Here is a 26,767-nt window from a genome sequence, read left to right as displayed (position 1 = left end):
ACCCCGCTGCGCATCGAGCCCGTCTCCGTGCCGGGCTTCGGCTTCGAATTGAAGGACGTGTCCCCCGCCGCCCGCGAGGGTCCCGCGAAGGGTCCCTCCGGGGCGCTGGCGCCGCTCTTGGGCGCGGGCGAGGTGTGGCTCGCGCTGCCCGGGCGGCCCCAGGCGTGGCGTGCCCAGGGGCCTCCGTTCCTCACCGTGCTGGAGCTGTCCCGCCAGGCGGTGGAGCTGGCGCGGGCCGTGGAGCTGGGCGAGGCCCGCTTCGAGTTCGAGCCCGCGGGCGTGCGCCCCGTGCTGACGCTGGACCTGAAGGGGCAACGGGCGAAGACAGGCCCCACCGGCACGTGGTTCCCCTTGGAGCCCGGCGCGCTGCTGTCCGCGCTCTTCCAGTTGGGCGAGGCGCTGGGGCTGGCCTTCGCGGAGGCCCACCGCGTCCAGGTCTCCAACCCGTACCTCGTGGAGCTGACGGAGCGCTGCCGCGAGGGCCTGTCACACCTGAGGGGCGCCCGGAAGCCCCCCGAAGCAGAGGGCGAGGCGCGCGAGCGCAAGAGCGCGCCGGCTCGCGGCGAGTCCCGGCCCCTGAAGGTCCCGGGGCGGCTGCGGCGCCTGCGCTTCGAGAAGCTGTGGGAGCAGCGCGGGCTGGACGAACCGGAAGAGGCGCGGCTGCTCGTGGGCCGGCATGGGCCGGTGTACTGCGCGCCAGAACTGGCGTGCGCGTTCTCACGCAAGGACGGCGCGGAGCTGTGGCGCAGGTCCGCGTCCCTGGGCGTGGCGGCTTCCGCGGATGGCCACGCGGTGGCGGCGGACGGCGCGCGCGTGTTCGGCTTCACCGGCCGGGGCGCGGGCGCGCGCTGGCTGCATGATCACGACGGCATCCCCCTGGGGCCCCTGCTCCTGCGGCAGGACGGGCTGCTCCTGACCTTGTCGGAGGACCGCACCGCGGTGGCCTTCGCGGAGGCCACGGGCCGCGAGGTGTGGCGCCTGGCCCCGCCCCGCACGCAGCGAGGGTGGCTGGCCACGCAGGGCCACCGGGCGCTGTTGTCCACGGACTCGGGCTACCTCTACGGGCTGGACCTGGAGGACGGACAGGTGCGCTACCGGCTGCGCTCGCCCATGCCCTTCCATGGCGCACCGGTGCCGTGGGGCAAGCGATTCCTGGCCATCCTGGGGCGCGGCTCGCACTGGGCGATGCTGCTGTCGGACGCGCACACCGGCGAAGCGCTGTGGACGCATGAGCCGGACCTCACCCTGCCCTCCACGCCGCTGCCCATGGGCCCGCGCGTGTTCCTCGCGGGGATGCGCGACGAGGACGGGCTGCTGGTGTGCCTGGACTCGCGCGGCCGCAAGGTCTGGGAGCGCGCGCTGCACCTGGGCCCGGGGCCCTATGCGCTGGCGCCGCTGCCGCGCGCGGTGGTGGTGACGAGCGCATCCGGGGCCGCCGCCCGCGTGTCCCTGTCCGGACAGGTGGACTGGCGCGTGGGGGCCGCGGGGGAGCCACTCATCGCGGCGCTGCCGGCACGCACCGCGCGGGACGTGACGCTGGTGGCGGGCGAGGTGGTGCGCGCGGTGGATCCTCGCGGCGGACAGGTGCTCGCGGAGGTGCGCGCGGGGGTGGGGCTGGTCGCGCTCCAGGCCGACGTGCGCCTCAACCTCTACTTCCTGGACGACGCCGGCACGCTGGCCGCGTACCGGCTGGGATCCCACTTCGCCGTCGTCGAATAGCGACGGCGAAGCGCGCTGCTGCTCCGAAGGGCTTACTCGCCCTTCTTGGCGGAGGCCTTGGCCGGGTCGATCTCCTCCTCCGGCCGCTCCTCCTGCGTGGCGCCTTCCCACGTCTCGTTGGCACCCAGCTTCCACTCCGACGGCACGTCCAACTTCCACACGTAGGTGGAGTTGGCCTGACCGCCGGACGCCGCGTGCGAGCCGACGTTGATGGTCATCTCCAGCTTCGCCACCTCCGCGGGCAGCAGGTCCAGGTCGTAGTGGCCCAGGACCATCTGCGGAGGGAACTCCGCGATGAGGCGCTCGGGGTAGTCGATCTTCATCGACGGATCCGCGCCGCGCATCTCGCCCAGCAGCTTGCCCTTCGCGTCGGTGAGCTTCCACACCGTGTCGAACGAGGCGCTGGTGACCATCTTCTTCACCTTGCCCTCCTCCTTCTCCACCCGCTGCGCACCCCAGAGCGCCAGCTGCAGACGGATCTGCGGCTTGCCCATCACCATCACGACGTCGGAGCTCACGATGTCCAGGCGCATGCCCTTGTCGCTCGCGGTCCACACCGGGCGGTATTTGCCCTCGCGCAGGCTGTCGAACTGCTTGCGCGCGTACTCGTAGAACGCCTTGCGATCTCCCGCGCGAGCGTCCTTCTTCTCGCCGCCGGCCGACTCCCGCTTCTCCAGCTCCTGGAGGTAGTTGTCGAACTTCGTGTTGCCCTCGAAGCGCGTCAGGTGCGCGTCGATGTCCTCGAAGTACGTCTTGAAGAAGGGCTTCAGCTCATCCCGATAGGAGGCCTCGTCCGGGTTGGTGCGCATCCAGCCCACGCGCTCCAGATAGACGGACTGGATGCGGCGGAAGTCGGCATCCCGCTCCGCCTCCTTCGTCCGTGCGGCGGAAGTGCGGTAGCTCGTCACCGCGGCGACAATCACCAAGGCGATGAGAACAATGAATCCGAAGTAGCGCTTCACGCGTCAGGCTCCTGTGCGTTCGGGCAGGCAATGATATGAGCCTGCATCATCGTGCTCCACGCCGGGGGAATCCAATCGTTCACCGTGCCTCTTCCACTCGAGGAAGGGGAGCTGCTGGGAAACCCCCAGATCGCCTGGCAGGCCTACGGGAAACCGTCGGATGGCAAAGCGGTGGTGGTGCTGCACGACCTGTCTCATTCTCATCAAGCGCTGGACCCTCGGTCGGACGCTCCGTATCAGCCCTCCGGCTGGGGCCATGAGCTCATCGGCCCCGGCAAGGCGTTGGATCCGGAAGTGACGCCGGTGCTCTTGCCCAACCTCTTGGGCAGCCCGTTCGGATCCACGTCGCCCATCACCGTGGAACCCAACTCCGGCGCGCCCTGGGGCAAGGCGCTGCCGCCGCTCACCGTGCTGGACATGGCGCGGGGCGTGTCCGCGTTCCTGCGGGCCCAGGGCCTGACGCACGTGCGGGCCCTGGTGGGCGTGGGCCTGGGCGGACTCGTCGCGCTGCGGCTGGCGGCGCTGTTCCCGGACATCGTGGACAGCGTGGTGGTGCTGGGCGCGGCGCGAGCCCTGCCGGAGGGTCTGCGCGAGAAGCTGGGCCTCACGTCACAGGTGCTGCGCATGGCGCCCGACAACGAGGACACCCCTCCCCTTCGCGAGCGCGCGCCCAACAAGACGCTGTCGCGGCTGCGGCTGGACTACCTGCGGCTCCTGTACGGGCGCGACCACCTGGGCTCGGCGTATCCGGACAGCGCGACGGCGCAGGCGGCCCTGGAGGCAGAGGCCGCGTCGTTCGCGGACACGTTCGACCCGACGGCGTGGTCGCTGTTGTGCTCGGCGTACGCGGGCTGCGACTTGACGGACACGTTCGCGCAGATCCGCGCGCGGGTGCTCCTGCTCACGGGTGCGACGGACGCGCTGGCGCCGGCGGGCCGCGTGCGTGACACGTACCACCTGCTCACGGCGTCCGGAGTGCAGGCGCGCTTCGTGGAGCTGCAGGGGCCGGGCGATCACGGCACCCTGCTGGCGGACGCGCACCGGCTGCGCGGCCCGGTGCAGGACTTCCTGCGCTGGCGCTGACGGCCTAGCGCGCCAGGTGCTGGGGCGCGACGAGCCGGGCCCTGAGCGCGCCCACGAGCATCCCGATGGCGATGTCGTTGTTGCCGCCGTGCGGGATGATGATGTCCGCGTGGTGCTTGGACGGCTCCACGAAGCCCATGTGCATGGGGCGCACGTGGCGCAGGTACTGGCCCACCACGTGGTCGAAGTCGCGGCCGCGGTCCTTGATGTCGCGCGTGAGGCGGCGAAGGATGCGCAGGTCGTCGTCCGCGTCGACGTAGATCTTCACGTCCATCTCGTCGCGCACCTCCTTCATGTGCAGCACGAGGATGCCCTCGATGAGGATGATGTCCCCGGGGTCCACGCGGTGCGTGTGCGGCTGGCGGCCAGACGTGACGAAGTCGTAGACGGGCTTCTGGATGGCCTGCCCCGCCTTCAGGGCGCGCAGGTGGCTGACGAGCAGCTCGATGTCGAACGCGTCGGGGTGGTCGAAGTTCACCTCCCGCCGGTCCGCCAGGGACATGTCCTTCAGGTCCCGGTAGTACGAGTCCTGATCAATGAAGGCGACCCTGCAGTCGGCGAGGGCCTCACGCACCTTGCGGGCCACCGTTGTCTTACCGGATGCGGTGCCGCCCGCGATGCCAACGACGAGGGGTGACGACATGCGGCGGGCAGTACCCCACCAGACAGGTGGGCGCAAGGATCCGTTGACCCTCCGACATCCCGTCCGCCTTATCCCCGCCGCAAGAGCCCTCGCCCCTGCCCTTCCGCGAGCGCCGCCGGGGGCACGTCCCCCACCGGGAGCGGGCCGTCTCCCAGCGCCCACAACCCGTCCGCCACCCCTGGCGGCAGCGTCACGACCTCGAAGCCCTGCGCCCTGCGACGGATGGCGAAGCGCCACGGGCCCGGGCCCGGCCGGGCTGCCACCTGTGCCAGGGCTTCCAGGCCGGACACCTCCATTGCACCGCACGCCCACGCACGGCCGGTGAGGTGCCGTCGCAATGCGCGTGTGGCGAAAACCAACTCCGTCAGGTCCGCCGGGAAGGAGCCCAGGCGGACGTCCTCGGCCAGGGCCACCTGCCCAGGCGCCGGGGCTGGGGGCGCCTGGAGGAAGGCGTGCGGCAACATCATCTCCAGCGACAGCGCGGCGGCCAGACCATCCGACGCGGAGGCCATCACGCGCTTGCGAGCCCAGGACGCGAACGCATGTGACAGCGACTTGCCCAGCCCGTCGAAGAGCGCCCGGTACTCGCGCGAGCGGGTGAAGGACTCCAGATCCGCCGGCGTGGCCGCGAGCAACAGGCGCGTCAGCGGCCAGTCCTTGTCCAGTTGCTCCGCCACCACCGCGAGCCGGAAGTCCCGGTCCGCGCGCGAGCCCTCCGGATCCTCGTCCTCCGCGGCGGGCGTGACGCCGTGGCCCACGTCGAACAACACCCACGGCCGGCTCTCTGCCTTGAGCGCGGGCACGGGCTCGCGCGACGCGGGGATCTCAAGGGGCGGCCGGGACTCCTTCGGCACCAGGGCGCGCAGGCGGCGCAGCGAGGCGAGCGCCACCTCCGGCGGGTGACCATCTCCCTCGAAGGTGACGGCGCGCAGGCGGGTACAGCGGGGAAGCACCTCGGCCAGCAGCTCGAACAGCTCCTCGCGCACCGGCTGCGTGTGGTCATCCACGTAGAAGGACCGGGGCCCCCGGCGCGTCACCACTCCGCCCGCGAGGTGGATCTCCACGACCTGATCCAACGGGAAGCCGTCCAGCCCCGAGCGCAGCGGCAGGCCCGCGGAGAGCTGGTGACTGAAGAGGTGCCCCAGGTCCAGGAGCAGCGGCAGGCCCGTGCGCGCGTGCAGCTTCGCCATGAAGTCCAGCGCGTGCAGGCCTCCGCGCGTGGCGAGCACCGCGGGGTTCTCCACCACCAGCGGGACGCTCAGCCCCGCCTGGATGTGGAGCGCGTGCGCCGCGCAGTCGCGCAGGCCCGCTTCGTTGAACGGCGGCGTCACGTAGAGGTAGCCCGGGAAGGGCTGGCCACCCGCGTGCCACCAGCCGACGTCGTTGCCCACCCAGGGACTGCCCACCGCCTTCGCGTGCTCGTCCAATTGGGAGAGCGCGGACGCCGGCTCCAGCTCCGGCCCGTAGAGGTTCAGGTGCACCGGGTGGAAGAGCACCGGCACGTCCGCGCGCCGTCGCCACATCTCCGGGAAGAGCGTGGCCTGGGCCCTCGCCTCCTCCAGCGCGATGGGCGCGCTGTACTCCACGAAGTCGAAGAGCCCGGGAGCCGTGTCCAGCAACCGGTACGGATGCGGCACGTCCGAGGCGCTCAGGTTGCTGCTCAGTCCCAGCCCCATCCAGGGCAGCGTCCACGATTCCGATGCAGGGCGCGTCATGGGCACACCCTAACCAGCCCGGGCCCCACGTGGCGCTAGCGTTCTGGCGGGACCCGCTCCACTTGCGTGTCCTGGGAGGTCAGCAGCCGCCCGTCCGCCGCACGCACCTCCAGCGGTTTCAATGGCAGGCCGTGCGCCTTGTCGCGCAGTTCCGTACGCACCTCGCCCTCCTGGAAGCAGTGCTCCCGACCCCACTCGCCCAGGGCGACCAGGATGGGAAAGAGGCGCTGGCCCTTTTCCGTCAGCACGTACTCCTGCCAGGCGCTGCCGTCCGACGCGGGCTGGACCTCCAGGATGCCGTGCGCCACCAGATGGCGAAGGCGCTGCGACAGGATGTTCTTCGCCATGCCCAGGCTCTTCTGGAACTCACCGAACCGGCGCAGGCCGAGCTGAGCGTCCCGGATGATCAGCATCGACCACCAGTCACCGATGACGTCCAGCGACCGGGCCACCGGGCACGCCGCCCCTTCCATGCTCGTCCGCTTCATCTCCGCCTCCTTCCAGCCCCCGCTTCCCAGGGGAAAAGGTCCTTCTGGTTGCATAACGAAACCACCGCGTTTAGTCATTCCACATTGGGTTTCATCATGAAACCACTTACACCGGAGGCACGACGATGCGGCTCAAGGGAAAGACGGCGCTGATCACGGGCGGCAACAGCGGTATCGGGCTGGCGACGGCGCGACTGTTCGTGGCGGAGGGGGCTCGCGTGGCCATCACCGGGCGCAACAAGGAGACGCTGGACGCGGTGGCGAAGGAGCTGGGCGCGAACGTGCTGGCGGTCCAGGCGGATGCCACGGATCCGGCGGCGCTGGAGCGCGCGGTGGCGGCGACGGTGGCGCGGTTCGGGGGCCTGGACATCGTGTTCGCGAACGCGGGCATCGCGGCGGTGACGCCCGTGGGCAAGACGTCGCAGGAGACGTTCGAGTCCATTCTCGGGACCAACGTCACCGGCGTCTTCTTCACGGTGCAGGCCGCGGCGGCGCACCTGAAGGCCGGCGCGTCGGTCATCCTCACCAGCTCCGTGCACAGCGAGCTGGGGATGCCGGGCTACTCCGCCTACGCGGCGAGCAAGGGCGCGCTGAAGGCGATGGCCAGCGTGTGGGCGTCGGAGTTCGCGCCCCTGGGCATCCGGGTCAATGTCGTGTCGCCGGGCGCGACGCGCACGCCCATCTGGGACGCACAGGCGCCCAACCCGGAGGCGTACGCGCAACTGGACAAGGCGCTCTCATCCACCATTCCCCTGGGCCGCATGGGTGAGCCGGAGGAGATCGCGAAGACGGTGCTGTTCCTCGCCTCGGATGACGCGTCGTACGTGCACGGGCAGGACATTTTCGTCGATGGCGGCATCAACGGCGCGCCGGCGGGTCTGCCCTTGCTTCGCGCCTCCCGGTAGGGCCCGGGGACCGCTTGACGTCGACGCCATCGCGGAGACGTCCTGGCAACCGCACCGCCAGCACCGCTCCGCGTGGACGCAGGAAGTGGACCTGCGCCCCTTCAAGGCGTCGTTCCAGGCAGGACGTCCCGCGCCCTGCCCGTCGCGCTCAGGGCTTCGGCTGCTGCCGCGCGGCGGCCTCGCGCGCGGCTTCGAGCACGTCGTCCACCGCGGACTCCACCGCGTCGCTCACCAGCTCCGGCGCGGACGTGCGCCAGCGCGCGAGCGACGCTTCGTGCATCGCCTCCGGATCCTGGAGCCGCGCGTCCGTCTCCGGCGCGACCTCCGCGATGCAGTCCGGGCACACGCCTTCCAGCGCCCGCGACCACACTTCCAGGTGCGTGGTGATGAGCACGCCCTCCATCGCCAGGGCCTCGCGCAGACCCCGCCGACCCGCGCCGCGCATCTGCGTGCCGTGCACCCGATCCAACATCGTCCGCATCCACGCAGCCACCGCATCGGGTCGCGGACACGTCTGCCTGCCACATACCCGGCACGTCGTCTGCCAGGGCTGTCCTTCCAATGGATTCATCGCGTCGCGCTCCTCGCAGCCCCGGTCCTGTTCCGCTTTAGCAAGCCCCCCGCCCCCACGCACGTAGACGTGAGGCGCAGAGAATGCGGAGAATCCTTCCCCCCATTCCCCGCCCGAGGTGGCCCTTGTCCCGAGCCGAGATCGACGAGTCGCACGCACAGTTCCGTGGAGCATGGAGGCTGTTCGCGCTGGGCTTGTCCGGTGGGGAGGTGGTGGAGCGGGCGGAGGTGATCATCACCGCGGGGCACGTGTCGTGGTCCCTGATGAACATGGCGTTCCTGCCGAAGCCCGCGGAGACGGAGGCCGACCTGGAGCGCGCCGTGGACTCGGCCGCGCGCTACTTCGCGCAGGGGCCACATGGCTGGGCCTTCACGCTGACGCCCGACTGGCTTTCGCCCGCGTTGAGGGACAAGGCGGACGCGGTGCTCGCCTCCCGGGGACTCAAGCCCGGCATGTTCATGACCGGCATGGTGGCGGACCGCCTGCTCGCGCCGGTGCGGCCGCCGCCGAAGCTCGACGTGCGGCCGGTGCGGGACGCGTGGGGCTACAACGCGATCGCCGACGTGAACGCCGCCGCCTACGACATGCCGCAGGTGCTGGGGCGTGAGGCCCTGGCCGCGCCGGGCATCTTCGGACCGGAGTGCCGGGCCTTCGTCGGCTGCCATGACGGGGCCCCGGGAACCACCACTGCGGCGCTGCGCGTGGACGGCCTCATCTACGTCGCGCTCGTGGCCACGCTGCCCGAGCACCGCCGCCAGGGCTCCGCCGAAGCCGTGCTGCGCCATGCCCACACGGAGGCCAGGCGGGCGTGGGGCCTGGAGCGCACGGTCCTGCATGCCACTCCCGCCGGAGCCCCCATCTACCGGCGCATGGGCTACCGGGACGTGACGGGCTTCGTCTCGTACTTCGCCCCGGCGAAGGGTGCCTGAGCACCCTTCCTGGCCTGCTCTCCGTCCAGGGGAGCAGTGAGCGTCCTCCCCACAGGAACCTCTTCTCCAAGAGTCTTCCAGCCAACGACGCACTGCCCTGAAGCCGGGGCCTGGGGGTTGGAAACAGTGGCGGAATGCCTAGCTTGGGCCGGCTCCCCCACCCCAACACCCTGGACCTCTTCCGTGGCGATCCCCGCTCGCAACGACGTTCGTCCCCCTGCCTTCTCGCTCCCCGCGCTCCTCGGGGCAGCCCTGCTCCTGACCACGGCGTCCGCGCACGCGCAGTCCGTACCCACGCCGCTGGAGGACAACCGCACCATCACGCTGGGCTACATCGACATCGCGTATGAGCTGGGCGGCATCATCGACCCCACGCTGCAACCCGGTGGCACCAGCAACGCACGTCCGAACTGGTTCACCTTCGCGCCGCACGCGTCACAGGCCGGCGGCAAGGGCATGTACAGCGCGGCGCTGGCCCGGCACTTCATCGCGGCGGCGCGGCTCCAGCCGTCGCTGTCGCTCACGAACGCGTTGGACCGCCTGGGACTGAGCGGTGTGCTGCGGCTCCGGCTCCAGGAGTTGTCCCTCCAGCTCATCGCGCAGGGCCTCTCCGCCGACGCGGCCGCGGCGCTGAGCGTGATGACGAGTTCACTCAACGTCGGGGCGCTCACGGATGTGCGCACCCTGCTCGCCACCGCGTCGCGCCTGGGCGCGCTGTACGCGAGCGCGCCGGGCCTGCTGCCCCTCGACAAGGTCGAGGTCATCGTCGTCACGCTGGAGCGCACGCTGCACGAGGGCAACCTCGCCATCTACAACGACATCGGCGGGTCGGCGCGCCTGTACCTGGACTGGCGCGCTGCGGCCACGGGCCCCATCACCCCCGCGCGCGTGCTCACCGAGTTCACCCTCGTGGACGCCATCAACTCGGAGGCACAGCAGGCGTACACCTACGCGCTGGCGCACGCGGAGGACAGCCCCCGTCCCACCCGCATGGATTTGATCTTCCCCGGCCTGCACTGGAAGAGCCTGCTGGTGGCCGCCTTCGCCGTCTACGAGGAGGCCCGGCTCGCGCCCACGCCCGCGCGCCGCGACGCGCTCATCGCCATGGGCACCAACTTCGTCGCGTGGCGCGAACAGCTTGACCAGGCCCAGCCCGTCTTCACGCCCCCGGGTTCGCCCACCGACGAGGTGTCCCGCGCCGGGGTGCTCCAGGCGTTGACACCGCTCCTGATGACGGACTTCGGAACGGTGCGGTGGACGTACGCGGACTACGCCTATGCCCAGCCGGACCGCGACGGCAACCCGCTCACCTCCCCTCCGTCCGAGTACAGCTGGGCGGATTTCTGGGATCGCTGGAACGGCATCCTCTTCGCGTTCGACGCGTCCTACGCCCGGCCCTCGGAGCTGTGGGTCATGCCGGAACCCCTCACGGATCCGCTGGGCTGACAGACAGCCACGCAACCTCTCCGGGCTTGCTTGACTGGCGCGGGGGGCGTGCGGGAGCGTGCATTCCCGATGAGTCCCCTGCCCGGTGGTCCGTTTGAACCCGCCCGCACTGCCTCCGCGGACACTCCGTCCGCGCCGGGCACGGGTGCACTGAAGGACCCCACCCAGTTTCCGCTTCCGGCCGACGAGGCCAGCATGTCCGCGCAGACCCGCTTGCAGGTCCTGCGGGAGATGATGGCCGAGGCGTTCCTGGCGCTCGACGCGCAGGGGAACATCCATGAGCTGAACCACCGCGCCGCGTCCCTGCTGGGTCTTCCGCATGGGCGCTGCGAGGGGCTGACGCCGTGGGCGGCGCAACCGGCGCTGGCCGGCACGCCGCTGCATGAGCGCCTGCTGGACGCGCTCACCACGCGCGAGCCGGCGCGGTTCCTGTCGGAGTTGCCGTCCGGGGTGTGGCTGGAGGTGTCGGTGCGCCCCGTGGGGGGCGAGACGTGGGTGCTGGCCACGGACATCACCCGCCGGCAGCGCGCGGAGAACGAGGCCGCGCGCACCGACGAGCGCTTCCGGCAGTTGGGCGAGCGCTTCCAGGTGGCGCTGGAGTCCGCGCAGATGGCCGTCTGGGAGACGAACCTCGTCACCGGACAGGTGTTCCGCTCGGAGGGGCATGATCGGCTGTACGGGTATCCGCAGCCGCTGGCGGAGTGGACGCACGAGCGGTTCCTCGCGTCGCTGCACCCGGACGACCGGCCGGCGGTGGAAGCGCAGGTGTCGTCCATCTTCCACAACGACGTGCTGTCGTACTCCTCCACGTTCCGCACCCACTGGCCGGATGATTCGTGGCACTGGCTCAACAGCCGGGCGCGCGTCATCCGCGACGCGAACGGCCGGGTGATGGTGGTGCGGGGCGCCATCCTGGACATCACCGCGCTGAAGGAGACGGAGGAAGCGCTGCAGGAAGCGGTGCGCACGCGCGACGACTTCCTGTCGCTGGCGAGCCACGAGCTGCGCACGCCGCTCACGTCGCTGCGCCTCCAGGTGGATCTGGTGCGCCGCCTGGCGCAGGTGTCCCCCAACGAGCCTCTGGGGTCCGCGAAGGTGACGGGGCGGTTGGAGTCCTCGGACCGGCAGTTGAAGCGGCTGGGCGCGCTGCTGGACAACCTGCTGGACGTCAGCCGCATCCGCACCGGCAAGCTGGACTTCGAGCTGATGTCCGGAGACCTGGCGACGGTGGTGGAGGACCTGGCCGCGCGCTTCGCGGACGAGGCGAAGCAGGCGGGTGTCGAACTGGAAGCCCGCGTGGAGGGGCCGGCCCCGTGCCGGTTCGACCGGCTGCGCATGGAGCAGGTGGTGAGCAACCTCATCGCCAATGCCCTGCGCTACGGCCGGGGCACGCCGGTGCGGGTGTGGCTGCGCCAGCAGGACGGCGAGCTGCGGCTCACCGTGCGCGACAGCGGCCCGGGGGTGCCCGCCGCGGAGCGCGAGCGCATCTTCCAGCGCTTCGCCCAGGCGCAGGGCTCCGCGCGCACGGGCGGTCTGGGCCTGGGGCTCTACATCGTGCGGCAGATATTGGAAGCGCACGGCGGGCGCGTCTGGGTGGAGGAAGCGCCCGGCGGCGGCGCGGCGTTCGTGGTGACGTTGCCCGTGGACGCGGCGTAGCCGCCTTCAGCGCGCGAAGTACTTCCCTCCGTCCCCTGGAAGTTTCGACGCGACGTCGAGGACCCCGGGCTTCGACAACTCCACCGGGATCCGGTGGACGGAGCGCCCCACGCTGTTCTCCGTCACGAACAGCGTGTAGTGCCCCAAGGGCAGCGAGCTGAACTCGAAGACATCGCTTCCGGATTGGATGATGCCGGAGTCGATCCGCTCGGGTCGGCGCTCGAGGACGTCGAAGTCGGCGTCGATTCCATTCACCACCAGCGCGTCCATCTCGAGCGTCGTCGCGGGCAGGGCAACGTCCCCCTGCGCGAGCACGACGTCGTACCACTCGCTGGCCCAGGGCAGCGTCACGCGCACCGAGGCCGGTCCCGTGCGGGCCCGCAGCTCCACCTGGAGTGTCTCGCCCGGGGCGCCCACGAACCGCCGGGGAAGGAAGACCCGCCGCGGGGGCCGGGGCCAGCTCGACGGCTCACGGCCATCGGAGACCTTCAGCACGCAGTCCTGTCCGCTGGGAGCGTGCAGGGTGAAGCGTCCTTCCGCATCGGACTTGAGTTCCGAAACAACGCGTCCCTTGCACCAGGACTCCACCGGGTAGCCTTCGAGCGGCCGGCCTCCCGCGTCCACCACGGAGCCCTGGACGCGGGCATCCGGCACGATTCGCAAGCTCACCGTTTCCTGATCCGCACCCAGCGGTTGCATGGGCGGTCTCCGCTTCCGCGTCGACGATGACGACCCCGGCGTCGCGCGGGACGTGCGCCATCACGAACCGGCCCTCCGCATCCGTCAGGGCACGCGCCAACGTGCCCTGAGCCGAGGGGAAGTTCAGCTCCCTCGTGAAGAGGAGGGACACCTCGTGCCCGGGCGCGAGAGGCCGTCCATCCGCGTCCAGGACCTGTCCCCGCACCGTGCGCCCGCGCTCCAGGACGATGTCGGGCAGGACGGTGCGCGGGGACTGAAGGGTCTCCACCACGAGGCGCAGGGGCGCGAAGTGCTTCGCCTCGAAGATCAGCTCCACGGGCGGCGACGCGACTCTTGGAAGCGTGAAACGCCCTTCGGGATCCTCGAACGTCGTCCCGAGCACCTTGAAGCGGCCCACCGGCCGACCGTCGGGCGCCAGCACCCGGCCCTCGAGGGCACTCTCCTCGACCTTGAAAGTGGGGAACGACAAGGACACGTCCCGGGCATCGGCGGCGACCTCCACGACCTCCTGGGAACCGCTCAGGCGCATCCGCTGGGGACCTTTCAGCAGGTGCTCCATCGCGAAGCGTCCCTGCGCATCGGTCACCGCCTCGGTCTGACTCCTGGGGCCTCCCTCCTTCGCCACCCCCGACTCCGCGAAGAGTCGGATGCCTCTCAGGGGACGTCCGTCCGGACCGACGACTCTTCCCTGAAGGGCCTCACGTTCCTTGAAGCGCTCGAAGCTCAGCACCACCTCCTGCGCCTGCCCTGGCACCACCGTGAACTCCGCGGCGGAGGTCCACCAGGTGGAAGGCCAGGGCGCGTACGAGGTCGCCACCCGGTAGCGCCCTGGACGAAGCCCCTCGTAGATGACCACCCCGTCCGCGGAGACACGGTTCCAGGAGGGCTCCCTTGCGTCGAGCTGCTCCAGCTCCGTGTCGTAGATGTTCATCGGCCGGCCGTCCGGCGCCACGGCACGCACCCGCAGCCTGCCCGGCGCGGTGAAGGTGACCTTGAGCTCACGGGGCAGTGAGTCGAAGGTCTGCCGAATCCAGGGGAAGCCCATGCGCTCGGCGATCAAGACGCCCCGCCCCCGCCCCACGCCCTCGAAGTTGAAGCGGGCTTGCTTGTCGCTGACCGCGGTCAGCCGGGGCGCGGTCTCATCCTCGGGGACCCAGGCGAGCCGCGCGTCCACGACCGGCGCGCCGAAGTCATCCACCACGCCCCCCGACACCGTGCCTCCCGGCTGGAGTGTCATCGTCACGGTCGCCGGATGGTCGCGTCCGAGCCGCACATCCGTGTCCACGAAGGACTGGTAGCCCGGGGCCCTGGCCGAAACGATGTACCAGCCAGGAGGAAGCCGGAACTGGCCCCTGCCGCTTGGGTCCGTCACGCCAAAGAGGGCCGAGGCGTGGTTCTCACGTGCCGACCGCGCACTGAAGACGACGCCGGACAGGGGCTGTCCCTCCACGTCCTGCGCCACGATCTTGAGGGCTACCTTGAGGGGAGCGTCCTTCGAGGCACGCGCACCGGACGACTCCGGCGTCACCGGGACCTGGGACGCAGTGCCCACACACGAAGCGCTCGCGGACGCGAGCACCGCCACCACGAGCCCCACCCAGCTCCATCGCATGCGCCCACGCGAGCAGGCGCCCGCGCGAGCATGGAACGGTCAGCCGAAGCGCTCGCGGAACGTGCGCAGGTTGGGCCCCTGCCCGTCGCGCTCATAGACCGCGAACACCACTCGGCTGAACGCCCCCTGCATCGTCTCCAGCCCACGAGCGAATGCCTCCGCCGCGTCGCGCGGGTTGTTGCGGAACGCACCGCAGCCCCACGCGCCCAGGATGAGCGTGCGGTGCCCGTGGTGCGCCGCCATCTGGAGCACCTTGAGCGCCCGGTCGAACAGCACCTCCCGCAGCTTCAGCGCGACCTCTGGATCCTTCACCGGCAGCTGCTTCGCGTTGGGCGCGGGCGCGGTGAGCACCGACACCGGGAAGGGACGCTCCAACAGGTCGTAGCGCTCGTTGCGGAAGAACGGCACCTCGGGCGAATACAGGAAGTGGTCCGTGTACAGCGGCGAGAGCACCTTGCGGTTCACCTCGTAGTACTCCGGCCACTTCAAGAGGCACGCGTACAGCGCCGAGCACCGAGCCAGGTCCTCCTCCTGCGCCTTCGCGCCCGTGAGGAAGCCGCCACCTGGATTCACCGCCGACGCGAAGTTGAGCGCGAACACGTTCCGCACGCCCTCCAGCTCCACCAGCCGGCGCGCGGCATCCCCCGTCTTCTCCGAGGTGACTTCGATGGTGTAGCTGCTCACCGGCTCCGGACGCGTGAGGTGCGCGAAGTCCCCGGGGCGCACCAGCACGGTGCCCTGGACCGCGTGCGCCACCGCATCGCGGATGGACACCTCGCGTCCGGACAGCGGCACGTAGGTGCCCTGGTCGGTGATGCGAAGCGTCTCCTCCGCGATCTTCGTCAGGGACATGGCGTCACTCGCAGCCGATGCGCTCGGGGGCCACCGCGACGTCGTCGATCCACGTCTCCGACGCGGAGTCGCCGTGCGGGTGCACAAAGCCGTAGCCCACCGCGAAGTTGCTGAACGGCCGCATGCCCACGTTCGGGAAGTCGAAGGCCTGCTTCCCATCCACCCAGACCTGCGCGTGGCCCTTGGTGTCCGCCGCCTTCGTGCGCTGCACGCCCCACTCGATGCAGACCCAGCGGTTGGGCGACGTCGTCACCGTCAGGTCGTCCTGGTAGTTCCAGCCCGTCCCCTGGATGCCGCTCCAGTCATCCAGCGCGAAGCCACCGTTGACCATGCCCTGCAGTTCGATGCCTCCGAACGCGGCATCGCTGGGCGAGAAGAGGATGAAGTACGTGCCCATCACGTCCTGCGGCGCCGCGCGGTTCAGGTACACGTACGCGCGCGCATAGAGCGCCGTGCCGAACGTGGGGATGTCCTTGCGCAGGTGCGCGATGGTCTGCGGATCCTCTTCCTCGCCCAGGGGGAACTCGTTGTGGCCCGCCTCCGTCACCACATGCAGCGCGCCGCTACCGGAGCGGGTGCGCGTTCCGTCGATGGTGATGGTGGCGTTGTGCTCCTCATCCGGGGTCTTCCAGCCGTTCTGCCCGTTGTCGAAGTTCTCGCAGAGGATGGCGGAGGCCGGGCACTTGCTGCCCGTGTTCGTCCCCGCATCCGTCCCGGCGTCGGTGCCCGCATCCGCCGTCCCGGCGTCGGTGCCCGCGTCCGTCGTCCCAGCGTCGGTGCCCGCGTCCGTCGTCCCAGCGTCGGTGCCCGCGTCCGTCGTACCAGCGTCGGTGCCCGCGTCCGGCTCAACCTTCGGACCGTCGTCACCGCAAGCGGACAGCGCTCCCACCGTGAGGGATGCCACCATCAACACCACCGCAGGAATCGAGCGCATGCGTCCTTCCGAGGAAAGCGCCGCGAGCCTCGCGCTGCTGCCTTGCGAACCCGGGGCGTGGCGCAGTCCTAGCACGGGTCCCTGTCCTCCCGGGAGTGACGTCCAGCGAACCCGGGAGCGGGTCCGCCACGTTCGGACAGCAGGGCCTCGCGCGCACATCCCCACCCCTTCGCGCGAGGCGCCCTGCTTCCTGCGAGCGTCTTGCTACTCGCAGCCGATGCGCTCGGGGGCCACCGCGACGTCGTCGATCCACGTCTCCGACGCGGAGTCGCCGTGCGGGTGCACGAAGCCGTAGCCCACCGCGAAGTTGCTGAACGGCCGCATGCCCACGTTCGGGAAGTCGAAGGCCAGCGTCCCGTCCACGTAGACCTGCGCGCGACCCGTGGTGTCCGTCGCGTTCGTGCGCTTCACCGCCCACTCGATGCAGGTCCAGCGGTTGGGCGACGTCGTCACCTTCAAGTCGTCCTGGTAGTTCCAGCCCGTGCCCTCGACGCCGCTCCAGTCATCCAGCGCGAAGCCGCCGTTGACCATGCCCTGCAGCTCGATGCCTCCGAAGCTCCCTTCCTTGGGCGAGAAGAGGATGAAGTACGTGCCCATCACGTCCTGGGGCGCCGCCCGGTTCAGGTACACGTACGCACGCGCGTAGAGCGCCGTGCCGAACGTGGGGATGTCCTTGCGCAGGTGCGCGATGGTCTGCGGATCCTCCTCCTCGCCCAGGGGGAACTCGTTGTGGCCCGCCTCCGTCACCACGTGCAGCGCGCCGCTGCCGGAGCGGGTGCGCGTGCTGTCGATGGTGATGGTGGCGTTGTGCTCCTCGTCCGGGGTCTTCCAGCCGTTCTGCCCGTTGTCGAAGCTCTCGCAGATGTACGCGGAGGCCGGACACTTGCCGGTGGCCTCGCCGCCGGTGCCCGCATCCGTCGGCCCCTCATCCGTCTTGTCGCCGCAAGCCGACAGCGTGCCAACCGCGAGGGAAGCCATCATCAACGCCAGTGCCGAAGTCGAACGCATGAGTCCTTCCGGAGAGTGCGTCGCGAGCCTCGCGTTGTCGCATCGCGGACTCGGGACGTGATGCAGTCCTAACACGGCCCCCCGTCCTGCTTGGACTGGGGCCCGGCAGACCCCGGGACCCAGCAAGCGGCCAGGCCCGAACGACGAAGAAGGGAGGCCCCGCGGGACCATACGGCTGTCGCCCAGTGATGGATGCGCGCGCCCCGCGATCACAAGTGCTCACTAGCAGCGCCCCACCCTGCCCGACAGGTGCACGTTGCCGTTTTGGCTCGTACTGCTTTCCATGTGAAGGGCTGGTGTCAGGGGACTCACCCTCGCGGGCAACACTGCGGCACCGGGGTGGGAGCAGGTGGGGTTTCCGGCAGCGGGGAGAGTTGCGGCATGGCAGAGGCCTTCAGACTCACGGTCGTCGCGCCCACGGCCGACGAGGCGCCCTCCGGCCGTGACGAGCCGCACCAGGCCCACCTGCCGCCCACCGGTTCGGTGGCGCTCGTCTTCACCGACATCCAGGGGTCCACGCGGCTGTGGGAGCGCTGTGGCACGAGCATGCGCGACGCGCTGGAGCTGCACGACGGCGTGCTGCGCGCCCTCCTGCTGGGGACGGACGGCTATGAGGTGAAGTCGCAGGGCGACGCCTTCATGGTCGCCTTCGCCTCGCCGGTGGAGGCGGTGCACTGGTGTCTGCGCGCCCAGGAAGCGCTGCTGCACGTGACCTGGCCCGCGGCCCTCCTGGCGGAGCAGGACGCCGCGGAGGAGGACTCACCGGAAGGGCTGATGCACCGGGGGCTGCGCGTGCGCATGGGGGTGCACGTGGGCGAACCGGACTACCGCATGGATCCCTCCACGCACCGGTTGGACTACCTGGGGCCGCCGGTGAACATCGCCGCGCGCGTGGCGGACGCGGGCCACGGCGGGCAGGTGTTGTTGAGCGGCGCGGCGTGGGCACGCGTCGCGCCGGAGCTGGCCGCGATGGGCATGCCCGTCGCGCGCACGCTGGGCGCCTTCCGCCTGCGCGGCGTGGGCGACAGCGTCACGTTGGTGGAGGTGCTGCCCGCGTCCCTGGCGCACCGGCGCTTCGGAGCGCTGCGCGCGCCCAGGGATCGGCCCGGCAACGTGCCCGCCTCCCGGCAGGATCTGGTGGGTCGCGGCGAGGAGCTGGACACGCTGCGCCAGTGGGTGCGCGAAGGCGCGCGGCTGATCAGCATCCTGGGCCCCGGCGGCATGGGGAAGACGCGGCTGGCCACCCACTTCGGCGGGCTGGAGTCGGACGCGGGCGGTTGGGAGGGCGGCGTCTGGCGCTGCGACCTGGAGGAGGCCCTGACGGCGGGCGACCTCTGTCACGCGGTGGGCCGGGCGCTGGGCGTGCCCCTGGCGGCGGACGGGGATGGCAGCGCGCCCGCTGAGCGCCTGGGCCGGGCGCTGGATGGCTGCGGCGAGGTGTTGGTCATCCTCGACAACGTGGAGCAGGTGGTGCGGCACGTGCCGGAGACGATAGGCCGGTGGCGGGTGCTGGCGCCGCGCGCGCGCTTCCTCGTCACCACGCGGGAGGCCTTGCGGCTGCCCGGGGAACGCGTGCTGGACCTGGCCCCGCTGGGCCTGCCGGACCCCGACGAGACGCGCCGGGACGTCATCCTGCGCTCGGACGCGGTGCGCCTGTTCGTTCAGCGGGCGCATGAGGCGCGCGGTGACTTCACCCTGACGGACGCGGAGGCCCCGCGCGTCGCGGACATCGTGCGGCAGTTGGACGGCATCGCGCTCGCCATCGAGCTGGCCGCGGCGCGCGTGAGCGTGCTGGGCGTGGAGCAGCTTCGCGAGCGCCTGTCGAAGCGCTTCGAGCTGCTGCGCGTCGGACGGCGGGATGCCCCCGCGAGGCAGGCGACACTGCGGGGCGCCATCGACTGGTCGTGGAACCTGCTGGAGCCGGCGGAGTGCGCCGCGCTGGCGCAGTGCTCGGTGTTCCGGGGCGGCTTCACGCTGGAGGCGGCCGAAGCGGTGCTGGTGCTGCCGGACGGTTCGCCGGACGTGCTGGAGGTGCTGCACTCGCTGCGCGCCCGTTCGCTCCTGTGCGCTCGGGAGGTCGGAGCGCCCGGAGGCTTCCTGCGCCTGGGCCTGTACGAGAGCATCCGCGAGTACGCGGCCCTGCGCCTGCGCGAGCGCGGTGAGGAGGCGGCCTGCGAGGCCCGGCACGCGGACACCTACCTCCAGCTCGCCGGCCGTCTGCGGGAACGCGTCCAGCGCACGGGCGGGGCCACGGCGCTGCGCCGGCTGGCCCTGGAGCGGGAGAACCTGCTGGCCGCGTGCGACAACGCGATGGCGGTGCGTCCGGCGACCGCGCAGTCCCTGGGCCGCGCGCTGGAGACCCTGGTGGCGCTGGAGCCGGATGCGCGCACGCGCGGACCGGTGGGCCTGCTGATGGAGCGGCTGGAGCGGGCGCTGGAGGCGTCGGCCCACGTGCCGGTGGCGCCGCTGAAGCGCGCGGAGGCGCTGGCGGTGATGGGCCGCGCGTACCTGGACGCGGGCCAGCCGGAAGCAGCGCGCCGGGCACTGGAGCATGTGCGCACCGTCTTCCACGCGCTGGGCGAGTCCGCGGCGGAGAAGCGCGTGCTCGTGGATTTGTCCATCGTCGCCCGCCACGCCGGGGACGTGGCCTCCGCGTGGACGCTGATGCGCGACGCGCAGGCCCTGGCCTCGGAAGGCGACCGCTGGCTGGAGGCGTACGCGGTGGGAAACCTGGGCCTCGTCGAACAGGTGCGCCGCGGTCCGGAGGCGGCCATTCCGCACCTGCGCGCGTCGCTGGCGCTGTTCCGCGAGGTGGGCGACGTGACGTTCGAGGTGGGCTTCCTCACCAACTGCGCGGTGGCCATCGGCGAGGCCGGCGATGGGGGCGAAGCGGTGATGTTGCTGGGCGAAGCCCTGGCGCGCGCCTCCAGCGTGGAGGACCGCACCGGCGAGGCGCTGGCGCGGATCAACCTGGGTTGCTACCTGCTGGACGCGGGCGGCATCACGGATGCGTGCGAGCACCTGGAGTCCGCGGTGCGCACCTCGCGGATCATGGGGCAGCGACTGCTGGAGGGCACGGCGTTGGGAGAGCTGGGGCGCGCGTTCCTCGCAAGGGGCGACTGGAAGCAGGCCCGCCTGGCCCTGGGCGAAGCGGTGACCATCCTGGGCCGGGCGTCCCGCTGGCAGGCGCTGCGCTTCATCGCGCACCGTGCCGCACTGGAGGCCGCGTGCGGCGAGCTGCGCGCTGCCCGGAATGGCTTCGCGGAGCTGGAGGCCGCCCCCGAGCTGCGCGAGGACCCCAGCCTGCGCCAGCTCGTGAACCTGCTGCGCGCCGCCCTCGATCTGGCCGAGGCCGGCGCCGCCCCGGCGAACAGCAGCGAAGGTCACGCGGCCCGGAGCGCGGCCCACCGCCGCATGGAAGCGGCCCGGAACGCGCCGCGCGAAACCGCTTCGTCGGACATCCGCGGCGCGCTGCGCTTCCTGGAGGCCCACGTCGGCGTCACCGAGTCATGCCAGGACGCCTGAGGGCGACGGCCTCGAGGTTCGCCCTGGCCTCACGGAGTCACCGCGCCGAAAAGCCCTACGGCTTCGCGGCGGGGCTGGACGGGGCCTTCGCGGGCTCCGTCACCGGCTTCGCGAAGCGGCGGAAGAAGCTGTCGTCGTTCCAGCGCGGACGCTCGGGTGCATCCGCCACCGCGCGCGTCATGGCGGTCAGGAACGCGATGAAGCGCGCGGCGCCCTCGCGGTCCACGGGCTGCTGGGACAGGTCATCCGACGGCGCGTGGTAGTGCTCGGTCAGCCACTGCTTGAAGAGCTTGTGCTCGTCGGACCCCAGCGTGTAGCCGAACTTGAAGAACAGCGCGGGCACGCCCTCGCGGATGAACGAGTACTGGTCGCTGCGCACGAACAGGTTGCGGTCCGGCTCCGGATCCGCGAGCACCCGCACCCCCTGCTGCGCGGCCACCTCGGAGAGCGGCGCGGAGAGCGTGGACTCGTCCTTGCCGTGCGCCACGACGGCGGTGAACGGCCAGTGGGGCATGAACATGTCCAGGTTGAAGTCCGCCACCATGGACGTGATGGGCACGGGGGGCCGCGACGCGAAGTACTTCGACCCGAGCAGGCCCTTCTCCTCGCCCGTCACCAGCGCGAACAACACCGACCGCTTCAGCTTCCGCGGCTGCTCGCGCAGCGCACGCGCGACCTCCAGCAGCGCCGCCACGCCGGACGCGTTGTCCATGGCCCCGTTGTAGATGCGGTCGCCCTTCACCGGATCGCCGATGCCCACGTGATCCAGGTGCGCGCTGAGCACCACGTACTCCTTCGCGAGCACCTTGTCGGAGCCGGGCATGACGCCCACCACGTTCATCGACTTGAGCGGCTTGGACTCGATGGAGAGCTTCACCTTCAGGCGCGAGGGCAGGTCGAACTTCGGCAGCGGCTGATCCGCGTTGGCCAGCGTCACCAGCTCCTCGTAGGTGTGCGGAGCGCCCTCGAACCACTTCTGCGAATGGGCCACGTTCGCGACCACCCCCACCTTCAAGCCGCGCGAGTCGTTGAGCGAAGGGTCCGTGAACAGCACCGTCGGGTTCCTGATGGAAGCCACCATCCGATCCCAGGGAAGCTCCAGCAGCTTGGGGTTCTGCAGGTAGACGACCCCCACGGCCCCCGCGCGCTTGAGGACCTTCACCCGCTCCGTCCACGATCCGAAGTGGGACTTCAGCGGGCCCGGGATGTTCGCGGGACCGCCCTGAAGCAGCACCACCACCTTGCCCTTGAGGTCCAGGCCCGCGAAGTCGTCGTGGCCCTTCTCCGGGATGGACAGGCCGTACCCCACGAACACCAGGGGCGCGTCCACCGTACCGCTGTCGCCCTGCTGCGAGGACAGCATCACGTCCTCGCCCTGCACCAGCGGAAGCGTCTGGCCACCGCGCACGAGCGCGACGCTGGACTTCGCCTCCACCAGGCGGCGCGACTGCAACGCCATGGGCTGGAGGAAGCCCGTCTTCAGCACCGGCTTCACGCCCAGCGCGGCCAGCTCCTTGGAGACATAGCCCGCGGCCGTCTCATACCCCTTGCTGCCCGTGTCGCGCCCTTCCAGCGCATCACTGGAGAGGACCTCGATGTGCTTCCACCACCGGTCCCCCTCGGACACGGGAGGCTCGGCGGCCAGGGAGATGAACGGCGAGATGAACAGCGCGAGCGCGGCGGCGGTAGAAGCTCGGTTCATGAGGGCTGCGTTTAGGGCGACGGACGCCCGGGCGCAACCGCGATGCGCCCCCGGATGGACGGCGGGGGGACGGCCTCAGGCCCGCGCACCCAGCCGGCGACCGCGCAGCTCCGACAGCGTGCGCGCATCCAGCAGCACCGCGGACTTCTCCTGCGGGGACAGGGGCTCCACCGAGCCCGCCAGCAGCTTGCGCCGCGCGGACGCGAGCGCCACGGGAACGCCCGCCGACGGGTGGGCCTCCAGCAGGGCCAGGTGCAGCGCATGCGCGCGCGGATCCGTGAGCACGTGATCCAACGCGTCGTCCACCGGCTCCATCCCCTCCTCCGAAAGCTCCTGCGCGCGCACCAGCACGGTGGGCGGCGTCACCTCCTCGGGGATGAGGAACAGGCCCCGGCGCTGCGCCCACAGGCCCAGCGACGCGCGGGCGGTGAACACGGAGATGGCCGGGGCCAGCCACAGCCCCAGGATGACGGGCGACAACCACGCCAGCATCCCCGGCGCCACCGCGACCGTCAGCGCCGCGAGCACGACGCCCACCGCCATGTGCCACTTGTGCCGGCGGAAGGCCTCCGACCACGGCAGGTCCGTGTCCTCGCGCTGCTGGCTGGACCACGACACCCGGTAGCCCAGCAGCGTGCCGAACACGAAGTGCGACTGGAACAGCATCATCACCGGCGCCATCAGCGTGGAGACCACGCCCTCCAAGAGGACGCTCAGCGCCAGCTTGAAGCGGCCGCCCATCCGCGCCGCCTCCACGCGGTCGGCCAGCACCAGCCCCAGGCCCATCAGGCGGGGGATCCACAGCATCGCCAGCGACAGGACCATCAGCCGCAGCGCGCCCGCGGTGTCGAACGCGTCCCCACCGGGCAGCGTGGACTGGAAGTCCACGAACGTCGTGGGCGCGAAGAACCACTCGTGCAGCGCGGCGAACAAACCCGACACCAGGAAGATGAGCCACAGGGGCGACGCCACGTAGGACATCACGCCCATCACGAAGTGCGCCCGGCTCATCGGGTGCAGGCCGCCCGCCATCACGAGGCCCAGGTGCTGGAGGTTGCCCTGGCACCAGCGGCGGTCGCGCTGCGCGTACGCGAGCAGATCCGGGGGCGGCTGTTCGTAGCTGCCGCCCAGCTCCGGCACCAGCCACACCGTGTAGCCCGCGCGACGCATCAACGCCGCCTCCACGAAGTCGTGGCTGAGGATGTGGCCGCCGAAGGGCTGCTGACCGGGCAGCACCGGCAGGCCGCAGTGCTCGATGAAGGGCGCCATGCGCAGGATGGCATTGTGGCCCCAGTAGTTGGAGTCCCCCAGCTGCCACGCCGCCGCGCCCGCCGCGACGATGGGGCCGTAGATGCGGCCCGCGAACTGCTGCAGGCGCGCGAACAGCGTGGAGCGGCCCACGTTCTGCGGCGGCACCTGGAGGATGCCCGCGCCCGGATTCAACTCCATCAGCCGGGCCATGCTCACCACGCTGTCGCCGGCCATCAGGCTGTCGGCGTCCAGCACCAGCAGGAAGTCATAGCGGCGGCCCCAGCGCTCGCAGAACTCGGCCAGGTTGCCGGCCTTCTTGCCGGTGTTGTCGAAGCGGCGCCGGTAGAAGATGCGGCCCTGCCCGCCCACGCGGCGGCACAGCTCCGACCACGCCAGCTCCTCCGCCACCCACGCCTCCGCGCGCGTGGAGTCGCTGAGCACATAGAAGTCGAACGCGTCCAGGTGCCCGGTGGCCGCGATGGACTCGTACGTGGCCTGCACGTGCGCGAACACCGACGCCGGATCCTCGTTGTGCACCGGCATCACCACGGCGGTGCGGCGCGTGAGCGGCCCGGCGGCCTCCGCTTCGGTGGGCCAGCGCAGGCCCGGCACGCGGCGCTTCGACACGAGCTGCACGAAGCCCGCGACGCCGCCCCAGAACGACAAGGCAATCCACGCGAAGCACAGCGTGAACAGCATCAGCACGAACACTTCCGGCACCGTGGTGCCCCGGGCGCTGAGCAGCCGGTGCATCTCCACGGAGGCGAACCCGGTGGTCAGGACCGCCAGCCCCAGCACCATCACACGGCGAGGGCGGGCCATGGCCGGCGAGTACGGTTCGGCGTTCATGCGGACTCCGGTGCTCCAGTGGACAGCGCGGGGTGGAAGGCGTGGCCTAGCGCGACGGCGACACGCCCGCCTGACTGCCGGCCGGACGCAGCCAGCGGCGCAGCATGTCCATGAAGGGATTGAGCACGAGCACCTGCTCGCGCATCTGGCAGGGCACTTCGGCCGGGGCCGCCATGGGCACTGCTTCACACACCGCCCGGCGCCACGCCTCCGGCAACGCGCGCGGCTCGCGCATCAGCACGTCCGCGCCCCAGCGCGCGCCACCCACCAGGACGAACGCGGCCCGGCCGCGCACCAGCAGCGACGGACCCACGTGCGACGGGCCCAGGACCTCCGCCAGCCATCCCTCCACCCGCCAGCGCGCGAGCGCCAGCGCGGCCTCCGGAGACAGCGACAGGTCGCGGGTGCCGAGCACCCAGTTCGCCAGGCGCTCCAGGTCTCCACGGCCGTTGAAGCCGAAGTCCTGGAAGAAGCCCACCAGCGCTTCGTGGGTGTCCACGCGGGCCTGGGGCATCGCCGGGGCGAAGGAGAGGAAGGGGTGCGTGGTCACGGAATCCACAGGTAGCTCCAGGTCTCGGTGAGGGTCTCGGAACCGCGTTTCAGGAAGCAGCGAAGCTCGACGGGGCCTTCTCCGTCGGGCATCAGCTCGAAGGCCGCGCGGTAGCCGCCGGTGACGGCGTGGACTTCCGCGCGAGGGTGCAGCACCTGCCCGCGGGAAGCGGTGACGACCGCCTCCACCGGACCGGTGCCCTCCCCCGTGTTCTGCGTGAAATCGAGGACGAAGCGACGCGCCCCCGGCTTGCTGCCCGCCGCGACACGCGTCGCCGCGACGACCGACCCCAGGGCCTTCACACCTTCCGGCGCGAAGCCCCACGACAGTCGATACGAGAAACCAAGCTGTGCACCCGCCGCCAGCGGTGCATCCGGCACCCAGAAGGCGACGATGTTGTCGTGGATCTCCTCGCGGGTGGGCAGCTCCACCAGCCGCACGGAGCCCTTGCCCCAGTCACCCACCGGCTGCACCCAGGCACCCGGGCGGCGTTCGGAGCGCGCCTCGAGGTCTTCATAACTGGAGAAGGCCTGGTCGCGCTGCAAGAGGCCGAAGCCCGACAGCCCGTCCGTATGGAAGCTGCTCACCTGGGTGTGCTTCGGGTTCTTCAGCGGGCGCCACAGCTTCTCGCCGTTCTTCATCCACACGGAGAGGCCGTCGGAGTCGTGCACCTCGGGACGGAAGTCGTCGAAGTCGCCCCGGTCGTTCTCTCCGAAGAGGAACATGCTGGTCAGCGGCGCCAGACCCAGCTGCCGCACCTGCTTGCGGGCGAACAGCGTCACCGAAATGTCCATCACCGTCTGCTCGCCCGGCTTGATGGCGAAGCGGTAGGCGCCCGTGACGCTGGTGCTGTCGAGCAGCGCGTGCACCACCACCGTGTCCGCGCTCTCCGCCGGCTTCTCCAGCCAGAACTCGCGGAACGTGGGGAACTCCTCCGGGCCCTGCAGCGCCGTGTCGATGGCGAGCCCGCGCGCGGACAGGCCGTACAGGTTGCCCTTGCCCAGGGCGCGGAAGTAGCTGGCCCCGAGGAAGGCCACCAGTTCGTCGTAGTAGCCCTTCGTGTTGAGCGGCGCGTTGAGGCGGAAGCCCGCGAAGCCATTCACCTTGCCCCTGGGCGGGGTGCCGACGAGGGGCCCGTAGGTGAACTGATCCGTGGAGAAGGGCACCGGGCGCGCCTTGCCGCCGGACACCTCGTTCACCTGCACCGGACGCGTGTAATAGAAGCCGGGGTGGAAGAACTGCGCCCGGAACGACAGGTTCGCGTCACGCCACAGGGAGCTGGCGTCGCGGAAGCGGATGTCCCGGTACTGATCGTAGGTGAGCTTCTCGAAGGACGGCGGCACCCCGACGGGCGGCTCCTGGTACGGCTTCGCGGCCAGCGCGCGGGCCTTCTCCTTCACCGTCTCCATGGAGAACCCCGAACCCCGGGGCGCCTCGGAGGACGTCGCCGGCTTCGACTGGGCGCACGCCAGCGTCGCCACGCACAGCCCCACACCCCAGGCCATCCCCACCGTCTGTCGCTGCCACCGCGTCAAATCCCGCTCCTCCCAGGGGCCCACCGACCGCGCCGTCACGGCGCGACGCGGCATAGGCTAGCAACGGCCGTGCCAGACGACAGGGGCTGGGGAATTTCCCAATCAATCCAGGTACCTGCCCAATGACAGATAC

The 26,767-nt window shown here is 70.9% G+C and carries 21 protein-coding genes; 7 read left to right on the top strand and 14 right to left on the bottom strand.

Going from position 1 to position 26,767, the window contains the following annotated elements:
- Window positions 1-6 precede the first annotated feature (6 nt).
- Window positions 7-1,719, top strand: a complete 1,713-nt coding sequence (locus tag D7Y13_RS14905) for an outer membrane protein assembly factor BamB family protein (RefSeq protein WP_233595650.1) — start codon at window positions 7-9, stop codon at window positions 1,717-1,719.
- A gap of 32 nt (window positions 1,720-1,751) precedes the next feature.
- Here D7Y13_RS14905 and D7Y13_RS14900 read toward each other — a convergent pair whose 3' ends face one another.
- Window positions 1,752-2,681, bottom strand: coding sequence for a hypothetical protein (locus D7Y13_RS14900; protein ID WP_120534105.1), 930 nt, complete (start codon window positions 2,679-2,681; stop codon window positions 1,752-1,754).
- 51 nt (window positions 2,682-2,732) lie between these two features.
- Between D7Y13_RS14900 and D7Y13_RS14895 the strand changes: the two genes are divergently transcribed.
- Window positions 2,733-3,764, top strand: coding sequence for an alpha/beta fold hydrolase (locus D7Y13_RS14895; RefSeq protein WP_120584217.1), 1,032 nt, complete (start codon window positions 2,733-2,735; stop codon window positions 3,762-3,764).
- Window positions 3,765-3,768: 4 nt separating this feature from the next.
- Here the strand turns inward: D7Y13_RS14895 and udk are convergent, their stop codons facing one another.
- The 3 genes from udk to D7Y13_RS14880 form a co-directional block, all read right to left on the bottom strand.
- On the bottom strand, window positions 3,769-4,407 hold the full coding sequence (gene udk, locus D7Y13_RS14890; protein ID WP_120534103.1) for a uridine kinase: 639 nt from the start codon (window positions 4,405-4,407) through the stop codon (window positions 3,769-3,771).
- A 68-nt stretch (window positions 4,408-4,475) separates the two neighbouring features.
- Window positions 4,476-6,122 (bottom strand): MbnB/TglH/ChrH family RiPP precursor modification enzyme, encoded by a 1,647-nt coding sequence (locus D7Y13_RS14885; protein ID WP_120584216.1) that lies wholly within the window; start codon window positions 6,120-6,122, stop codon window positions 4,476-4,478.
- Between the two features lie 35 nt (window positions 6,123-6,157).
- Complete coding sequence (locus D7Y13_RS14880) at window positions 6,158-6,610, bottom strand: winged helix-turn-helix transcriptional regulator (RefSeq protein WP_120584215.1); 453 nt, start codon at window positions 6,608-6,610, stop codon at window positions 6,158-6,160.
- Window positions 6,611-6,735: 125 nt separating this feature from the next.
- Here D7Y13_RS14880 and D7Y13_RS14875 point away from each other — a divergent pair, with 125 nt between their 5' ends.
- A complete protein-coding gene (locus tag D7Y13_RS14875; RefSeq protein ID WP_120584214.1) occupies window positions 6,736-7,515 on the top strand; it encodes an SDR family NAD(P)-dependent oxidoreductase in 780 nt (259 codons plus the stop codon).
- A 148-nt stretch (window positions 7,516-7,663) separates the two neighbouring features.
- Here the strand turns inward: D7Y13_RS14875 and D7Y13_RS14865 are convergent, their stop codons facing one another.
- Entirely contained in the window at window positions 7,664-7,987 is a 324-nt protein-coding gene (locus D7Y13_RS14865) for a hypothetical protein (RefSeq protein ID WP_120584213.1), read from the bottom strand.
- Window positions 7,988-8,211: 224 nt separating this feature from the next.
- Between D7Y13_RS14865 and D7Y13_RS14860 the strand changes: the two genes are divergently transcribed.
- The 3 genes from D7Y13_RS14860 (at window position 8,212) to D7Y13_RS14850 (ending at window position 12,117) form a co-directional block, all read left to right on the top strand.
- Window positions 8,212-9,015: a GNAT family N-acetyltransferase gene (locus D7Y13_RS14860; protein ID WP_233595648.1), complete on the top strand. Its 804-nt coding sequence runs from the start codon at window positions 8,212-8,214 to the stop codon at window positions 9,013-9,015.
- Between the two features lie 183 nt (window positions 9,016-9,198).
- The gene (locus tag D7Y13_RS14855; protein ID WP_233595647.1) at window positions 9,199-10,461 is read left to right on the top strand and encodes a hypothetical protein; all 1,263 of its coding nucleotides are present in this window, start codon (window positions 9,199-9,201) and stop codon (window positions 10,459-10,461) included.
- Between the two features lie 195 nt (window positions 10,462-10,656).
- The gene (locus tag D7Y13_RS14850) at window positions 10,657-12,117 is read left to right on the top strand and encodes a PAS domain-containing sensor histidine kinase (protein ID WP_120534097.1); all 1,461 of its coding nucleotides are present in this window, start codon (window positions 10,657-10,659) and stop codon (window positions 12,115-12,117) included.
- Between the two features lie 6 nt (window positions 12,118-12,123).
- On the opposite strand, the gene D7Y13_RS14845 is transcribed toward D7Y13_RS14850, so the two are convergent.
- From D7Y13_RS14845 to D7Y13_RS14825, 5 genes are all read right to left on the bottom strand, one after another.
- The gene (locus D7Y13_RS14845; RefSeq protein WP_147444344.1) at window positions 12,124-12,612 is read right to left on the bottom strand and encodes a hypothetical protein; all 489 of its coding nucleotides are present in this window, start codon (window positions 12,610-12,612) and stop codon (window positions 12,124-12,126) included.
- Window positions 12,587-14,428 carry a carboxypeptidase-like regulatory domain-containing protein gene (locus D7Y13_RS14840; protein ID WP_120584211.1) on the bottom strand — a complete coding sequence of 614 codons (1,842 nt, stop codon included), beginning with the start codon at window positions 14,426-14,428 and terminating at the stop codon, window positions 12,587-12,589. The genes D7Y13_RS14845 and D7Y13_RS14840 overlap by 26 nt, the downstream gene beginning before the upstream one ends.
- Window positions 14,429-14,467: 39 nt before the next feature.
- The gene (locus D7Y13_RS14835) at window positions 14,468-15,280 is read right to left on the bottom strand and encodes a TIGR02452 family protein (RefSeq protein ID WP_120584210.1); all 813 of its coding nucleotides are present in this window, start codon (window positions 15,278-15,280) and stop codon (window positions 14,468-14,470) included.
- Between the two features lie 4 nt (window positions 15,281-15,284).
- Complete coding sequence (locus tag D7Y13_RS14830) at window positions 15,285-16,214, bottom strand: hypothetical protein (RefSeq protein WP_120584209.1); 930 nt, start codon at window positions 16,212-16,214, stop codon at window positions 15,285-15,287.
- A gap of 204 nt (window positions 16,215-16,418) precedes the next feature.
- On the bottom strand, window positions 16,419-17,222 hold the full coding sequence (locus D7Y13_RS14825; RefSeq protein ID WP_120534092.1) for a hypothetical protein: 804 nt from the start codon (window positions 17,220-17,222) through the stop codon (window positions 16,419-16,421).
- 381 nt (window positions 17,223-17,603) lie between these two features.
- Between D7Y13_RS14825 and D7Y13_RS14820 the strand changes: the two genes are divergently transcribed.
- A complete protein-coding gene (locus D7Y13_RS14820) occupies window positions 17,604-20,747 on the top strand; it encodes an ATP-binding protein (protein WP_120584208.1) in 3,144 nt (1,047 codons plus the stop codon).
- Between the two features lie 55 nt (window positions 20,748-20,802).
- Here the strand turns inward: D7Y13_RS14820 and D7Y13_RS14815 are convergent, their stop codons facing one another.
- From D7Y13_RS14815 to D7Y13_RS14800, 4 genes are all read right to left on the bottom strand, one after another.
- A complete protein-coding gene (locus D7Y13_RS14815; RefSeq protein WP_120584207.1) occupies window positions 20,803-22,449 on the bottom strand; it encodes a M20/M25/M40 family metallo-hydrolase in 1,647 nt (548 codons plus the stop codon).
- A gap of 75 nt (window positions 22,450-22,524) precedes the next feature.
- Window positions 22,525-24,549 carry a glucans biosynthesis glucosyltransferase MdoH gene (gene mdoH, locus D7Y13_RS14810; RefSeq protein ID WP_120584206.1) on the bottom strand — a complete coding sequence of 675 codons (2,025 nt, stop codon included), beginning with the start codon at window positions 24,547-24,549 and terminating at the stop codon, window positions 22,525-22,527.
- A gap of 46 nt (window positions 24,550-24,595) precedes the next feature.
- Window positions 24,596-25,099, bottom strand: coding sequence for a hypothetical protein (locus D7Y13_RS14805; RefSeq protein WP_233595646.1), 504 nt, complete (start codon window positions 25,097-25,099; stop codon window positions 24,596-24,598).
- On the bottom strand, window positions 25,096-26,688 hold the full coding sequence (locus D7Y13_RS14800; protein WP_233595645.1) for an OpgD/OpgG family glucan biosynthesis protein: 1,593 nt from the start codon (window positions 26,686-26,688) through the stop codon (window positions 25,096-25,098). The genes D7Y13_RS14805 and D7Y13_RS14800 overlap by 4 nt, the downstream gene beginning before the upstream one ends.
- Between the last annotated feature and the right edge of the window lie 79 nt (window positions 26,689-26,767).

Origin of the sequence: Corallococcus praedator, from assembly GCF_003612125.1 — a bacterium.
GTDB classification, from domain to species: domain Bacteria; phylum Myxococcota; class Myxococcia; order Myxococcales; family Myxococcaceae; genus Corallococcus; species Corallococcus praedator.
The sequence above is the reverse complement of the archived record's forward strand: the minus strand, read 5'-3'. Positions and strand labels throughout refer to the sequence as shown.

Bases quoted from the DNA above. Each gene is read 5' to 3' on its own strand.
- udk (WP_120534103.1), bottom strand. From the start codon at position 4,407: ATGTCGTCACCCCTCGTCGTTGGCATCGCGGGCGGCACCGCATCCGGT.
- D7Y13_RS14885 (WP_120584216.1), bottom strand. From the start codon at position 6,122: ATGACGCGCCCTGCATCGGAATCGTGGACGCTGCCCTGGATGGGGCTG.
- D7Y13_RS14880 (WP_120584215.1), bottom strand. From the start codon at position 6,610: ATGAAGCGGACGAGCATGGAAGGGGCGGCGTGCCCGGTGGCCCGGTCG.
- D7Y13_RS14875 (WP_120584214.1), top strand. From the start codon at position 6,736: ATGCGGCTCAAGGGAAAGACGGCGCTGATCACGGGCGGCAACAGCGGT.
- D7Y13_RS14865 (WP_120584213.1), bottom strand. From the start codon at position 7,987: ATGTTGGATCGGGTGCACGGCACGCAGATGCGCGGCGCGGGTCGGCGG.
- D7Y13_RS14850 (WP_120534097.1), top strand. From the start codon at position 10,657: ATGTCCGCGCAGACCCGCTTGCAGGTCCTGCGGGAGATGATGGCCGAG.
- D7Y13_RS14840 (WP_120584211.1), bottom strand. From the start codon at position 14,428: ATGCGATGGAGCTGGGTGGGGCTCGTGGTGGCGGTGCTCGCGTCCGCG.
- D7Y13_RS14835 (WP_120584210.1), bottom strand. From the start codon at position 15,280: ATGTCCCTGACGAAGATCGCGGAGGAGACGCTTCGCATCACCGACCAG.
- D7Y13_RS14830 (WP_120584209.1), bottom strand. From the start codon at position 16,214: ATGCGCTCGATTCCTGCGGTGGTGTTGATGGTGGCATCCCTCACGGTG.
- D7Y13_RS14825 (WP_120534092.1), bottom strand. From the start codon at position 17,222: ATGCGTTCGACTTCGGCACTGGCGTTGATGATGGCTTCCCTCGCGGTT.
- D7Y13_RS14820 (WP_120584208.1), top strand. From the start codon at position 17,604: ATGGCAGAGGCCTTCAGACTCACGGTCGTCGCGCCCACGGCCGACGAG.
- D7Y13_RS14815 (WP_120584207.1), bottom strand. From the start codon at position 22,449: ATGAACCGAGCTTCTACCGCCGCCGCGCTCGCGCTGTTCATCTCGCCG.
- mdoH (WP_120584206.1), bottom strand. From the start codon at position 24,549: ATGAACGCCGAACCGTACTCGCCGGCCATGGCCCGCCCTCGCCGTGTG.
- D7Y13_RS14800 (WP_233595645.1), bottom strand. From the start codon at position 26,688: ATGCCGCGTCGCGCCGTGACGGCGCGGTCGGTGGGCCCCTGGGAGGAG.